Origin of the sequence: Butyricimonas synergistica DSM 23225, assembly GCF_000379665.1 — a bacterium.
Taxonomy (GTDB): Bacteria; Bacteroidota; Bacteroidia; order Bacteroidales; family Marinifilaceae; genus Butyricimonas; species Butyricimonas synergistica.
Map to the genome: position 1 here is coordinate 161,313 of NZ_KB903370.1, position 14,992 is coordinate 176,304.

At 38.6% G+C, this 14,992-nt stretch carries 12 protein-coding genes; 5 read left to right on the forward strand and 7 right to left on the reverse strand.

Annotation, left to right across the window (positions count from 1 at the left end; translation table 11 throughout):
* Positions 1–84 precede the first annotated feature (84 nt).
* The 4 genes from A3CY_RS0117030 (at position 85) to A3CY_RS0117045 (ending at position 2,570) form a co-directional block, all read left to right on the forward strand.
* Positions 85–732, forward strand: coding sequence for an ABC transporter ATP-binding protein (locus A3CY_RS0117030; RefSeq protein ID WP_018339152.1), 648 nt, complete (start codon positions 85–87; stop codon positions 730–732).
* Positions 733–801: 69 nt separating this feature from the next.
* Positions 802–1,404: an FKBP-type peptidyl-prolyl cis-trans isomerase gene (locus A3CY_RS0117035; protein WP_018339153.1), complete on the forward strand. Its 603-nt coding sequence runs from the start codon at positions 802–804 to the stop codon at positions 1,402–1,404.
* Positions 1,405–1,421: 17 nt separating this feature from the next.
* The gene (locus A3CY_RS0117040; RefSeq protein ID WP_026207801.1) at positions 1,422–2,123 is read left to right on the forward strand and encodes an FKBP-type peptidyl-prolyl cis-trans isomerase; all 702 of its coding nucleotides are present in this window, start codon (positions 1,422–1,424) and stop codon (positions 2,121–2,123) included.
* A 69-nt stretch (positions 2,124–2,192) separates the two neighbouring features.
* The gene (locus tag A3CY_RS0117045; protein WP_018339155.1) at positions 2,193–2,570 is read left to right on the forward strand and encodes a DUF3127 domain-containing protein; all 378 of its coding nucleotides are present in this window, start codon (positions 2,193–2,195) and stop codon (positions 2,568–2,570) included.
* A 58-nt stretch (positions 2,571–2,628) separates the two neighbouring features.
* Here the strand turns inward: A3CY_RS0117045 and A3CY_RS0117050 are convergent, their stop codons facing one another.
* The 4 genes from A3CY_RS0117050 to A3CY_RS0117070 form a co-directional block, all read right to left on the reverse strand.
* Entirely contained in the window at positions 2,629–2,964 is a 336-nt protein-coding gene (locus A3CY_RS0117050; protein ID WP_155828441.1) for a hypothetical protein, read from the reverse strand.
* A 357-nt stretch (positions 2,965–3,321) separates the two neighbouring features.
* Positions 3,322–3,780 (reverse strand): hypothetical protein, encoded by a 459-nt coding sequence (locus A3CY_RS0117060; protein ID WP_018339157.1) that lies wholly within the window; start codon positions 3,778–3,780, stop codon positions 3,322–3,324.
* A gap of 3 nt (positions 3,781–3,783) precedes the next feature.
* The gene (locus tag A3CY_RS21500; protein WP_018339158.1) at positions 3,784–6,993 is read right to left on the reverse strand and encodes a DUF6443 domain-containing protein; all 3,210 of its coding nucleotides are present in this window, start codon (positions 6,991–6,993) and stop codon (positions 3,784–3,786) included.
* 39 nt (positions 6,994–7,032) lie between these two features.
* A complete protein-coding gene (locus A3CY_RS0117070) occupies positions 7,033–11,073 on the reverse strand; it encodes a hypothetical protein (RefSeq protein WP_018339159.1) in 4,041 nt (1,346 codons plus the stop codon).
* Positions 11,074–11,450: 377 nt separating this feature from the next.
* Between A3CY_RS0117070 and A3CY_RS0117075 the strand changes: the two genes are divergently transcribed.
* Positions 11,451–12,158: a response regulator transcription factor gene (locus A3CY_RS0117075; protein ID WP_018339160.1), complete on the forward strand. Its 708-nt coding sequence runs from the start codon at positions 11,451–11,453 to the stop codon at positions 12,156–12,158.
* A 16-nt stretch (positions 12,159–12,174) separates the two neighbouring features.
* On the opposite strand, the gene menA is transcribed toward A3CY_RS0117075, so the two are convergent.
* The 3 genes from menA to A3CY_RS0117090 are packed head-to-tail and all read right to left on the reverse strand — an operon-like array spanning position 12,175 to position 14,928.
* Positions 12,175–13,083, reverse strand: a complete 909-nt coding sequence (gene menA / locus A3CY_RS0117080) for a 1,4-dihydroxy-2-naphthoate octaprenyltransferase (RefSeq protein ID WP_240388176.1) — start codon at positions 13,081–13,083, stop codon at positions 12,175–12,177.
* 36 nt (positions 13,084–13,119) lie between these two features.
* Positions 13,120–13,962 (reverse strand): CvfB family protein, encoded by an 843-nt coding sequence (locus A3CY_RS0117085; protein ID WP_018339162.1) that lies wholly within the window; start codon positions 13,960–13,962, stop codon positions 13,120–13,122.
* 54 nt (positions 13,963–14,016) lie between these two features.
* Positions 14,017–14,928, reverse strand: coding sequence for an AraC family transcriptional regulator (locus A3CY_RS0117090; RefSeq protein WP_018339163.1), 912 nt, complete (start codon positions 14,926–14,928; stop codon positions 14,017–14,019).
* Positions 14,929–14,992: the final 64 nt, after the last annotated feature.

The window sequence follows — 14,992 nt, forward strand, 5'->3', positions numbered from 1 at the left end:
AAGAATTATTCATCTCACTCTTTATTTTAATCACTATCTTTACCGACAAAATAATAAAAAACATCGGTTAAGGCGAACATTACCATGATTGAGATCAAAAATATAGTCAAGAGTTACGGGGAATTAAAAGTACTAAAAGGTATCGATCTCTCGATAAAAGAAAAAGAAATCGTCACCATTGTCGGGGCGAGCGGGGCGGGTAAAAGCACGCTGTTGCACATCTTGGGCACGCTGGACACCCCGGACGAGGGTGAGATTTTTTACGACTCGGTCAACGTGGCACGGCTTGCCCCGAACAAACTATCCGCATTTCGCAACAGCAACATCGGATTCGTCTTCCAGTTCCACCACCTGCTGCCGGAATTCACCGCACTAGAGAACGTGTGTATCCCGGCGTGGATAAAGGGTACAGGTAAAAAGGAAGCAGAGCAACAAGCCCTCGAGTTATTGAAAATGCTCGGGTTGGGCGACCGCACAACACACAAACCCAATCAACTCTCCGGGGGAGAACAACAGCGTGTATCCGTGGCACGAGCCCTTATCAATCATCCTCGCGTGATTCTTGCCGACGAGCCTTCCGGGAATCTCGATACCCGGACGAAAAACGAGTTGCACCAGCTTTTCTTCACCTTACGGAAAGAACTCGGACAAACTTTCGTCATCGTCACGCACGACACCGAATTGGCAACCATGTCGGACAGGCAGATAAAATTAAATGACGGTATGATTTGAGATTTCGCTCAATGTTCGTACATTTGCACCCTAATGAACAAAATATTTATTTATTAATTAAACCTTTCAATGAAATATACCGAAGAGTTAGACAAAGTGAGTTATTGTTTGGGACTAAGTTTCGCAAGTAATCTCCTTTCATCAGGTGTCAACACCATCAATCCGGAAGCCCTTCTAGATGCGCTGAAAACAGTTTACGCCGGTCAAATGCCGGAAATCACGCCGGAAGAAGCAAATAAAATCTTACAAGATTTCTTTACCAAATTGCAAGAAGACAGAGGTAGCGCCGCTAAAGAAGCCGGCGAGAAATTCTTGAACGAAAACAAAGGACAAGAAGGTGTAATCACTTTGCCTAGCGGATTGCAATACAAAGTAATCTCCAACGGCAACGGGGCTATCCCGAAAGCGAGCGATACGGTGAAATGCCACTACGAGGGACGTTTGATTAACGGAGCCGTGTTCGACTCTTCCTATCGCCGCGGAGAGCCTGCCGAATTCCCGGTAAACGGGGTGATTGCCGGATGGGTAGAAGCATTGCAATTGATGCCTGTCGGTTCAAAATGGCAACTATTCATTCCTTCCGACTTGGCTTACGGCGCTCACGGCGCAGGGCAAGCTATCGGTCCGAACGAAGCTTTGATTTTTGATATAGAATTACTAGATATAGTATAATTAAATTACGAAAAACTATGAACGCAAAAAATCTATTTTTAACTTTAGCGGTAGCCTCTTTAGGTTTGGCAAGCTGCTGCAATTCTAATACTCAAACCAGCGTTTCCATGAAGAACGAAAAAGATTCGGCAAGTTTCTACATGGGATGCTTCTACGGGAAAAACATGACACAAAGCGGTATGCAGGATCTGGATATGAATGCAGTGATCGCCGGTATGAATGCAGCCCTTCAGAATAAAGAAATTCCCAGTGACATGGAAATTCGCATGTTCCTGAACAAATACGCTCAAAAAGCCATGATGGCTAAAGCTGAACAAGCATTGAAAGACGGACAAAAATTCTTGGAAGAAAACGCTAAAAAAGACGGAGTGAAAACTACCGAGAGCGGTCTGCAATACAAAATCGAGAAAGAAGGTACAGGTGCAATGCCTGCTGACACGAGTGTAGTGAAAGTACATTACAAGGGTACTTTAATCAACGGAACTGAATTCGATTCTTCATACAAAAGAGGAGAGCCGACAGAATTCCCCGTTAACCGCGTAATCAAAGGTTGGACGGAAGCGTTGAAGATGATGCCCGTTGGTTCAAAATGGACTCTTTACATCCCGTCAAACTTGGCTTACGGACAAATGGGAACCCAAGGCGGACCTATCGGACCGAACGAGACTTTGATTTTCGAGGTTGAGTTATTAGACATCGTTACCCCGGAAGCTAAATAACGAAAAAACGTTAATATAAACAGCTATCAAGCCCAAGGATTCTTGGGCTTGTTTCTAATAAAAAAAGAGATGAATTACGAAGTTACCGGAAAATTAATTTACAAAGAAGCCACTCAAAAGATCAGCGATCGTTTCCAGAAGAGAGAATTCGTGATAGAAGTTGAAAACGAGAAGAACCCACAATGGAACGACTTCGTGAAGGTTCAATTAATCCAGGACAGGTGTGATCTATTGGAGAATATTCAATTGAACGAAAATATTAAAGTATATTTCAACCTTCGCGGAAGAAAATGGGAAAATAACGGACAAGTTTCCTATTTCACGAACCTCGAAGGATGGAGAATCGAAAAAATGCAGGAACAAGCTCCCGCGGCTGGTGCCCCGGTTCCGGAATACCGGGTAGAGGACATCCCTCCCATGCCGGAAGCAGACGATCTACCATTCTAAAAGATATTTTTATCTTGTGTTTGAGGGGAATTTTTACAGTTCCCCTCAAATAATATTATTATTCTTGATTCAAATACTTATATCCTGCACGCCCTTCTTTAAGGAAATTTAAAAATGAAATTGTATCACGACCAAAATGAGCGTTATTATGATATGTGGTCAACTTTCTCATACTAGGATCTATCATTACAATAAAAGAGCATAAATCATCAAAATAATAATCACATATCCAAGTACTTAATTTACCTTCTGTCTTAAAAATAGTATCATTGGGTAGTAATGATCTCATTACCGCATTCTCAATTTTTCGAGGACCTAATTTTATATCAACAAATAATCTACAACAAGATAGAGAATCTGCTATATAATTCCTTGTTAATCTACTTGTTTTCAATTGTTTAATTAAAAAAAACATCTATAGGAGATGAAAAGTTCGAAACCCATAGCAATATCGGTTTGTTCTCTCTTAAAGATTTTTCAATTGCGATATCTAAAGGATACCTACCCTTTTCCCAAGCTTTGTAAGTTTCACTAGATTGATATCCTTCAAAAAAGGAATGTCCTATTAGAAGTTACTCTCTTCCCCATGCAACTGGCAAAACAAATAAACATAGAACTTATTATTATCCATTTCATAACACAATCTTTATTTAGAATAAAAATAATAACTTGACTGACAAACTTCGCAAGAACACTTTGATTCATTGGCATAAACCTATATACCTTTACATTTAGTAGAGTAATACAATTTTTATTCCCGTGAAGAATAGTTATTTTCTATTTCTTTTGAGTTATATTTTTTTTGATAGAAATTAGAATAGCACAGTATTTTAATTCCAAAATAAGCACCAAATATTAACCAATAAAGATAACTAACAATTCTTGGTATTTCATTTTCATATATATAAAAATAGAAAACAATCAGCATAATTATTATGTACAAGTTTCTAATTGTTTTTCCCATATCTTTTGTTATAAACAATAGCCATTTCATTCTAGGCATTAGAACTAATTTATTATCTTCCTTTCTCTTCTCACGATGCGAAAAAATATAAGGGACAATATCAAAAGCTAGGCTTAAAAATAAGAAAACAAAAGAAATTGCCGTAATAATAACATACAATACTAAAGGAAAAATTTCTCTAGCAAAAAATATTAACGAGATACAAACACAAACTCCATTTATAATTATACTTTTAAAAATTTTCATTATTTATTTTTTTTGTTGTTTATTTTTTTCATTGTCATCTTCACCAAACCAAATTGTTTTTAATGCTTCCCAAAAACTATATTTCTTTTTCTGCTGAGAAGTTTTATTTGTATTTAAATTATCCAAAGAGTCTTCACACGATTTGTGCAAAAGTATCGCTAACATTATTCCTGTTGTAATTCGCATTCCTATACCTAATTTCTTATCACCGTTAGGATCTAAATTTCCTGTTGGGTCAGGTGAAGGGTAATTTGCATTAATACTATTCTGCATATTAACTATTGTTTGATTCAAGCGATCTTTTGCCTCTCTATCCTTCTTGTCTTGCCATTCTTTTCCCTCGTTTCGCATGTATTCTTCTGAGTATAACACACTCAAAGATTGTAACGTACTAGTCCAATAATCAACCAAATCTTCCGTGAGTTCAACACCATGCCTTTCAAAAGCCCTGTGTAGCGTATTTTCAACCGTAACTAAACCTAATCCTATTGAAACCATTTCCATCACACCTATTATGACTGTTGCAGCCCCAACAGGAATCGCTATTACAGGGAGTGGAAATTCACCATTTGGATCAATCCAGTGCAATGGATTATTAAATACATAACTATAAGGACTTATGAAATAAAATTTCTCTGCCCGTGGATCCACTCCAAACCATCTCCCCAAGCCACTATCATACATCCTCGCTCCGTAATCCAAGTAGTCCAAATCCCCCGTAATCTGCTCCTCCTTACTATTATAGTTATAACGATTTGCCGCTAGTTGTTGGAAATCACTTCTTACATGCTTTGCCCCGAAAGGATAGTAATCATTCCGCTCCTTCACCGTTCCGCTACCATCAACGATCACTCTCACACTACCCAAGTGATCTGTCAAGAAGTAATTTACCTCTGTTCCACCACCACTTGAAGCATTCGCTCGAATAACCCCACAACCAAAATTAGCTAATTCTAGCTGCAAGCCTGCGCTGCTATTCTTGTATGTCAAAGAACCAAGATAATCAAAACCGTTCGTTCCACCATCACGTACTCGTAACTTCGTCCCATCTGCGAGATAACTGTATTTCGCCTTCACCGTGCTACCGGTTTTGACTTCACTCAACAAATTTAATACATTATACGATAAATTCAAAGCTCGACGGCTATCATTTATCATGTTACCGTTCTTGTCATAAATGTAACTTCCAGCAGCAGTACTCCCCCTAGTATAAATATCACCTACCGGAGTTCCACTAACACTCTCTGTCAAAGTAGTCAACTGGTTGCCCGTGTATGTGTAAGAAAGATTATCCACCACTGTGGCACTTCCCGCCGTGCGTTGCAAAGTCTTGATGTTGCCATTACGATCATAAGTGATACCACGTTCCAAGTAACCGGCAGTCAATGCTACCCACGATGTGCCGCTTTTCTGTTTGCGAGTGCTAGCTGTCAATCGGTTCACCCCGTCATACGTGAACCCGTACATTGTTGCAGCACCCGTGCCGTGCTGCCACTCCCACTCGCTGATATTCCCATTCCAACGAGCGACGTTTCCCCCTACCGGGCTCTCGTAATATAATTTCATTTTGAATGGGGTACTTTCCTTGCTTGTCAACCACCCACGAGTATTATACGCCATAGTCACCTCCACGTTACCATGTTTCTGCTTGACAAGGCGTCCAACCGCATCATACGTGTAATTCTCGGTAGCAGGACTACCATTATTCAATTTCGCCGTGGAAGACAACAACCGTCCCCGATCGTCATACACGTTCACCTTCTCCAACACATCTGTCTGGCTCGCCGTGATCGAGTGACACTCTCGCTGTTGTAACACGTTCCCCATGAAATCATATTTCATGTCTATGCGACTCAGCCGACCGTGAAGGTTATCACTAACCGATTGGATCACTCGCCCCCGATCATCGTAATACGTCGTGGTCGTCAACCATGTACTCGTACCCAACACCCGAGTCTTCACGCTCGTCACCAGTCCTGTAACTCGTGTCCTGTAACTCGTTGAATAACCTGCCGTTGCCGAGAATGCTTTCACGGGCACATTCGCAGTAGCTTTATATGTATCATATAACGTGTACTGCAAAGCAGTTCTTGTCCCCGAAGGTATGTAGTTCTGACTTGCCGACACCGTCATCTGCAAGCTAGCATGAGTCATCGCACTTCCAAGTATCACCTCGCCCGTCTCTATCACTCGGTTTAGGTTATCGTACAGAGAGTAACTCCATTTATTTGCATTCACTGCTCGTTGTTTTCCATCCTGACTCATCACAAGTCGGTCTCGCTTATCGTAAACCATATAGATAGGATCACATCCGGGTAGACGTTTGATAATCATCCGTTTGAAATCATCATACTCGTAATAATACGCCAGTTGCTTCAACACGGTTTCACTCGTAGTGGTGCCTAATTGCAAGCTCGCCTCGGGAGAAAGTACATACCGGAGCAATCCTTGATCATCGTACACACTATACGTTTCCAGGCGATTGGTTCCTTCTATTTCTACCACGAGAATAACTTCTGCATCCCGATTAGTAAACATTTCCGATTTATTCCCATCCTCGTCTATTCGAGTCTCTTTTTGCAAAGTTCCAGCAGCATAATAAGTATTAGTAAATTGCAGAGCTCCCGAAGTAGTTACCTGGTAAATTTTGACCTCACTTCCAGTATTCATTCCATAAGTAATTGTAACCCCTTTCTCGTTCACATGCCAATTTTTGCCAGCTCCGGTTTGTTTCAATTTTCGATTTAAGGCACTATTATCATAATCCGTTTTAGTAAAAGCATAAGCAGCCTCACCTGTTCCATAAATATTCCAATTTGAAACACTCGTGGCATTTTCGTCGTAAGCACCATCATTTCCGGTTTTACTGTAAGGTAGATATTCTTTTTCTACCCGCCCTTGTACCCCGTACACATAAGGCAAAATAATATCAGCAGTTCCCCCGGGGGAACCGTTCACTTGGATATCTTGAAGTTTTCTCCCTAAACCATCAACATAAGTAATATCGGAAATCACTCGAGGGGCTACACTCATACCACTCGAATCAAGATAAGTTTTCTTCACCACAAAATTCTTAGTCACGGTAAAATTCTGTGTCAAAACAGACAACGCGGCATTGTTCATCCTTGGTAATAGGCTATCCCTCGTTTGCGTGGCTCTCGCCAAGTTCAATAAGAACAAAGTCAAAAACACGGATAAGTATAATATTTTCATTGTACTAGAATTAAATTAGTATTTCTATTTTGCATATTATCAATTCACGATAGTTAGATCGTTATACTCGTTCTCCTGCAAAAGATTACCAGATTGATCATAAATCTTAATAATCCTTCCTAACGAATCATATTCATACCGTTCCATTTGTCCTTGATGATTGAATTTACAAAAAAGCATTCCCATGGAATCATAAGAACAAGCTTCATACTCTACACCCACGGGAGCAAGTACGATGGTCGCATACTTGTTATCCGTAACATCAGGGACACGTACCTCTATTCGTACCACATTTTGATGATTATCAACCTGTGTCAAATCAATATCAACACTCACAAGTTTCCATACGTTGGGTGGTATCGGATAGCTCACGCTATAAGTACGTTTCTGTCCATCACGAAACACTAGATCATAATTCAATGTACATGTAGACATCCACATCCTGCTGTTGTTCTGAACGATACTCAATTGATAATTTCTATTTTCATTCACATTAATCACCAAATTCTGCGAATAGGTTAACCCGGCAATATCCTGTTTACCGTATAGCAATAGTGAAGACACGCTATTTTCATCCAAAACAGCACTTTCCGTGTTATACATCACATATTCAACCCATTCAATATAATTCGAAAAGTCAAGATCTAAATCGAGAGCCTCCATTCGATCAACAAAATCTTGATATTGTGCAAGGATATCCCAAATATCCTCCCCGTAAAGTATATTTTGTAACTCTAGAATTCTTGAATAATCCTTCCCGTTTAAAAGTAATCTTGCAAATTCATCGATATTTTGATAAAGAGAGCCTTTGAAAAACTCATCTCGTTTAACCTGACTTCTTCTACTATACATATCATTTCTCGCAACAAAATCAGAAAGAAAACTTATCAAATTAGTGTAACCCGACGGATAATACCCAATATCACCTGTAATCCCTGCTTTTTGTGCATACATTAATTGAGAAGCCCTATATTTGTCAATCGCATCAATATTACCAGATTCTACATTTGTAGCTTCTAAAATAACTCTGTCATTTCCTTTGTCAAAAACGACGGTATTCACCTCATTGGGTTTCTCTTTACTAACTAATCTCATCCACTTCCCGCATTGTTGGTAGGAACAAACCTGCTCTTGCCTATACAGACTCCTCGATTGACTGAATAAACTTGTCTCTTTTCCCGTTAAAAGAGGATTCCGAGCCACAGGAGATTTCATACTTATTGATAATTCTTCGAATGGAACATAAATTCTTCCAGAATTCGATGAAAGAGATTTATAAGTATTTACCGTTTCAGAAATCAAACAATTATTTGCATTTTTCTTGAGAAAATTCTGTTGTATGATCACCGGGGCAAATATATTATTTGCTTTCATTTCATCAATTACAGGATCGACATTATCCTGTATATCCAAAACACTTTTCACGATCTGCATTTTCTCGCTTCCATCACTACTTAAAGATACTATCCCTATCGGATTGCAGTGATTTGTTCCATACAAATAGGTCTCCTTATTCGTAAGAAAAGCATTTGCAGGTAGGGGATCATATAAATCATCTATCCGAGGCGTTCTCGTCGCTTGAGAAACTGATTCAAAATGATACTCTTGATGTTCCTTAGGTACTACCTTCCCCCCATAATATAATAAATATTTTTGATCCGGAATTCGAATATTAGTTCTCGGTTCCAGATTAGGAAGATAAATATCATTGTAAGGAATTATACCTCCTCGTATTCCATTATCCTTATACAGCTCAACTAAGTTTTTACTAAACTCAAGTCCTATTTTTTCGGCATCTATATAATACTCGTAAGGTTGCAATTGCCGGAAAAAATTTGAAAAAGAGAATGGACCATTTTGATCTATAAAACTAAGACTCTGATAAAAAGCGTAAGCATCGTTTATCATATTCGTATAATAAACATTTTTCTCCATCCAGACCATTTGTCCGTAAGTATCATAAATAATCTTTCCAATGGGCAATCCATACAACCAATAAGGATAATGCGTCGGAAACCTGTCATTATCAAGAATAGGTACAAAAAAATAACGCCCTATATTACCATTTCCTTCAAATTCCTCTCTCACGTAATGATAAAACAAGCCATTGTTTCCATCATTAATAATATTTACACCATTTTTTTGTATATCACTTCGCAATACATAATCTTGGAAATAACCATAATCCAACATAACACTTGAAGATAAACCGGTCCATGCAAGTATGCCTGTACCATTCCCGTACTCGTCCTGATAATAATATTTAATCTTATTTTGCTGCCCTAAGCCATTATCAATATTCAACGATTTAACCCGAATACCGGCATGTTTTTCTCCATACAACTCATTTGACTCGTAATCAATATTTATTTTAGCTCCGGAAGAAGTTTTAATCTGCTTTAAACTTAACGCTTTCACGTAAACAGAATCAATTGTTCTGTTCGAAAATGAATCTACTTCTACCCGTAACTGATTAAAATCTCCTCCAGGGAAAAGCACGTGAGAATAGGAACTAGCACTTAGAGAGAGCATTGTTCTAGTACGCATAGACCGTCCATTGTAATATCCCCAAATATCCTTACCACTCCTATCAACAGGTAAATCATAATAGTCAAATTCTTGAATTTGTGCCATCTGACTATCATTACCTGAAATTGTTATTTTGTTTAAAACCTCGTGTGAGTAGATTTTCGAAATATCAAAGCCGACCTTTGCAATCGTATCTCTTAAATATGACAAAAGAGTAATATCCTTTAAAATAGCATAACCAGAACGAGTTGTACCATCCATTACATGCGAATAATTTGTGTAATTAAATACCATGTCAAAATGATTTGAATAAACCCTTGACAAATATTTCATATATATTTTGTAACTTCCACTCATTGTAACAACTCTTGCTGGTACTATTTTTCGACCATTAAAAGCCAATATATAACACCTTTTTAACCATTCAAGTTCTGATACTAACAATTGAGCTGTAGCAGTATTTATATTTCTAGCTTTTCCTATAAGAGAATTGATTGCTTGAATTGCAGCATTACTTGACTCTCTTAAATACTGTAAATCAGTTGTCAACCCCATAATCTTACCCACTAAACTTGCTACATAAAGTCTTTCTTGATCAACCAGCTGATTTCTAAATTTATCCATCACATTCGCCTGTGCTTCAAGATTTAATTTTGCAGCATGTTCTCGAATAAGGGAAAGATTCAAATCAATCTCATCTTGATATTCCTCTAATGAAAAATTTAGATCTTCTTGAGAAATTCCGTACTCATATCCAGCCTTACTCATACCTCCATAAGAATTTCGATAATAAACTGGCGTATTAGACTCTGTTGTGTAACGGTCAATGTAAGAAAAATGAATGGTATCTGAATTCGGAATAATAATTTCATTTAAATACCAAGCGGAAATATAGCTTTGATTGACAATACTATTTCTAGAGACACCACTTTCCATCGTAATTTCTTGTGTTTCCTCTTTTTCCCCAAACACGTACTTTATTCCATTTTCATCCGTTATAATCCAACTGGAAATATTACCCTTATAATTATCCTCAATTTTAATATTTGTTTTTTCCAGTGGAACAGCTCTCACCTCACTCCTGTTTTTTTCTTCCAAAACAAAATTAATCCTTTGGTTTCCAAAAGTGGCAGTAAATATATCAGATTCTCCATCTTTTTTCCGAGTATTGACTAATTTCACCATAGTGTTGTCTATATCAGAAAACTGATTGTCAGCATATCCAATAAGAGTTACCTCATCTGCAAATCCACCTCGAATTGTTCTTGTCACAACTCCTCCACAAATTAAATTCCATCCCTCCCCACAAATACCAGACCAATCTTTCGATTTTATACCCATCGTCGAGTACGACAAGTATACCGGAACTTTATAAGCTCCAGAAGATAATTCCCATAAAGGTATCTTATAATTAAATATACCAGTACAATAATCTACACCGACATTTTTATTCTGAAGGTATCCTTGAGCCTGTTCACTCGGCGTTATTTCCTGAGCACACATTGCATTAATAATTAAAACAAACAAAATACTAAAAAACAATCTCTTCATATCAATTACTATTTATGTGATTCAAAAACTTATGCTATTTTTATAAACATCAAATAAAACTTTCCACACTACAATTATTAGTAACAAAACTAGAATTTATCAAAAATATTCCTTTAAAAGGAGATTTGCCATAGTGAATTATTCCAAAGTAATTACATTTTTTCACTATTTCATTTGGTTTAAATGAAAATAATTTCTTATAACATAGCGTCTTTAGATATTCTAATTTATTGTATATAAATCTTCAACATGTATCGCTTAAACAAATTATGCACATAAAATATTAATTCTTGTAGATTATTTTACATTGCAAAAAAAATTATTATCTTTAGCTAGATTAATTGAGTGTAGCGTTTGACTTTAAAAATTCATGGAATATGAAAAAAAGAATTGACATCTTATATGCTGAAAATAATAAAGAAATAGCAGAATCAACTAGAAGGAATTTATTCGATTATGGATTTCAGGTTAGGATAGCCTTCGATGGGAAGCAAACACAAAAGATGTTCTTCTCTCATATTCCGGATTTATTACTCCTTGAGATAGAGATTCCCGACATCAATGGATTAGAACTTGCACGAATCATCAGGAAAAAGGGATGCCAAACACCAATTATAATATATAGTTCACACATTAGTGCTACCTGTGAATTAGCAGCGATCAAAACAGGTGTTGACGACTGTATTCCTAAAAATATATTACCTGAATTATTGGCCTATAAACTCCAAAATATATATTATCGAATCTGTCAAAACAAAAAAAATCCTCAAGTACATTTTATATCGGAGAGAACAAAATACAATGCTTCAGCCAGTATACTCACAATAAACAACAAAATAATCCCGATGAAACCCATGGACGCAAAACTACTCCAATTACTATGTACAAAGATTCATGAAACAGCTTCTTTCAAATACTTGATGGAAGGATTATGGGGGACTAATTATAGCGGAAATAAAGATAATTGTTTACGAAAATGTGTAAATCAATTAAGAAAAACACTTGCGTCAGATCCATCCATAATTATAGATAACGTATACGCTGAAGGTTATCGCATTAGCACAAATTCACCAACATACACATAGAATCGCACACATCTCATTACTGTCCAAAACCCAACAATAATGAAAGCAACAATGTTGTAATAGAAAGAAATTTCAACTGTGAATCCAACTCACGCCCCTCCCCCCTGTACACGTTTTTCAAATGAATGCCTAGCAAGGGTAAGGCAATAACAAAAAGGTAAGCCATCCACCCGGCAGGATGCAGGAGCGTGTAAATAAACAGACAGGCTACAGCCGCAAGAATCAAGACGTAGTGATATATTTTAGCTCTTTTCACTCCAAGTATCACGGGTAAAGTACGTTTTCCACAAGTTGAATCATTCTCGATATCCCGGATATTATTCATATTCAACACTCCGGCAGATAGTAAACCGATAGCCGAAGCGGGAAACATGTATATCCACGGTAAGACACCCGCCATAGCAAAATAACTTCCCATCACGCTGACCAACCCGAAAAAGATAAACACGAAAAGATCACCTAGTCCCCTGTAACCGTACGCGTTATCTCCAACGGTATATTTAATTGCCGCCACGATAGAAGCACCTCCGGCGACAAACAAACTGATACTCTTCCAATTCAGTAAATCCCGAAATGCCTCGTGAATCAATAAACTCCCGGTAATCACGGCTATTCCCCCGACAACAATCATTGCCCGAATCATCTCTCTCCCGCTTAAAGCTCCGCTTTGCGCACTTCGGATAGGCCCCAGACGATGCTCGTTATCCGTCCCCTTGCTCAAGTCCCCGACTTCATTTGCTAAATTTGACAGTATTTGCAAAGCGGTAGCAGTCAACATCACCCATGCGAAAGTACTTATCTTAAAGTACCCGTCACTCGCCGCCAACAACGATCCCAACAGCACGCCGGACAAGGATAGCGGCAATGTTCTCAACCGAAAACTTGTAATATACGCCCGAACCTTAAACATGATTTTAGATTCCACAAAAAACACTTTTAATCGTAAATCATAAATCGTAATTCATAAATTATTTAGTTTCAGTTCCTTCTCCCCGATCATCACTTTATGTTGCTTGAACAATCCCCCGACGGCTTTCTTGTAATTTTTCTTGCTACAACCGAAAAGTTGATAAATCTCCGCCGGATCGCTTTTATCGGACACTTGAAGTACTCCGCCATTCTCTTCCAGTTTCTTCAAGATTATCGCTGACAAACGATCGACCTGCTCGTGCCCGTCATTTTTCTGCAATATACAGTCGATCTTACCGTCTTCCCGAACTTGCTTGATATATCCCGTCACGTGTTGTCCGATAGACAAGGGTTGGAATATCTCGTTCCGGTAAATAACAGCTTCATGGCTTCCGTTCACGATCACGTTATATCCTAAATCCGTTCGACGGGCAATGATCAACTGCACTTCCTCGCCGGGTTTATAATCTGCCGGAGTTTTATCCAGAAACCGATTCAATCGCGTCGAAGCCACGATACGATCCGTCGTCTTATCCACGTACACGTAAACCAGATACTCTCTTCCCACTTGCATTTCTTCCCGTTGTTCACGGAACGGCACCAGTAAATCCTTGCGTAATCCCCAATCGAGAAACGCTCCCACGCAGCTCGTTCCCACCACTTTCATCAAGGCAAAATCGCCCACGACTGCCTTAGGCTTCGTCATCGTGGCTATGACCCGGTCTTCCGAATCAAAATAAATAAACACGTTCAACTCGTCGCCTTCCTTGCATTCGGCAGGCGCAGTTTCTTTCGGCAATAAAATCTCACCCCAATACTCTCCACCGTCCAAATAAACCCCGAAATCGACAGTCTTCACGACCTTCAATATATTGTATTCTCCTAACTTTATCATATTCTGTAATTTTTGGGGCAAAGATAAGGAATATATCCGGAAATTTGCATAAAATTATTCCTGCATCTTGTACACGCTTGGGGATACACCCGCTTGCTTTTTAAAGTACTTCCCGAAAAACGATTGATCGGAGAAATTCAAATAATAAGCGATTTGCTGGATACTCATATCCGAGTATTTAAGCAGATTCTTCGCCTCCAACACCACGTACTCGTCAATCCACTCGGCAGCCGAACGACCGCTGACTTTCTTAATCAAGGTAGTCAGATATTTGGGTGTCAGGTTCAGACGGGAAGCATAAAAACCGACGGAACGCTCTGACCGGTAATGCTCCATGAGCAAAGACAGGAACATTTTGAAATATTCCTCACCATGCTTCTGGCTCTCGGGATTATTAGACAATTTCATCAGGAAATAATCGATAAAGATATTCAACACCTTGTATGCCGCGGAATAAATCAGCGTCTTCACCAAATCGTGATAATACGGTTTGGAAGAGGAATTCACAATTTCCGATGCCGCCTTCGCCAATAAATCCTGCAAAAAAGCACTCTCCGCCGGGGATAAATCGATCAAGACCATCTCCTGCATATGCGGGTAAAAAGGAAGAATCCGCTTCACGTCGATTGTCAAGTTCTTCAAAAACTCTTCCTCGAGGATAATCACTTCCAAGCGGCAGGCAGTAGCAGATTTTAACTGAACAATCGTACCGGAATGACAAAAAAATAAGGTATTTTTCTTGATCTCGCAGGAATTCAAATTACAAGTCAACGAAACTTCCCCTTCGGAACAAATGACCAACACGAAAGCATTGATACGACAAGGATATTTAAACAATTCTATTCCATCCCCCGGGTCACACGACACGATAAAACACTCCCGGTTATACAATGCTCCCACTTGAGTAAGGTCGTTTACCGCTAACAATTTTTCCAACGAGAAACTCCCGATTTGATTCTGTTCCATCTCTAATTTCTTTTTCTGACAAAAGTAAAAGATTTATTTAGATAATCTCCCCGTGAAAGATCAA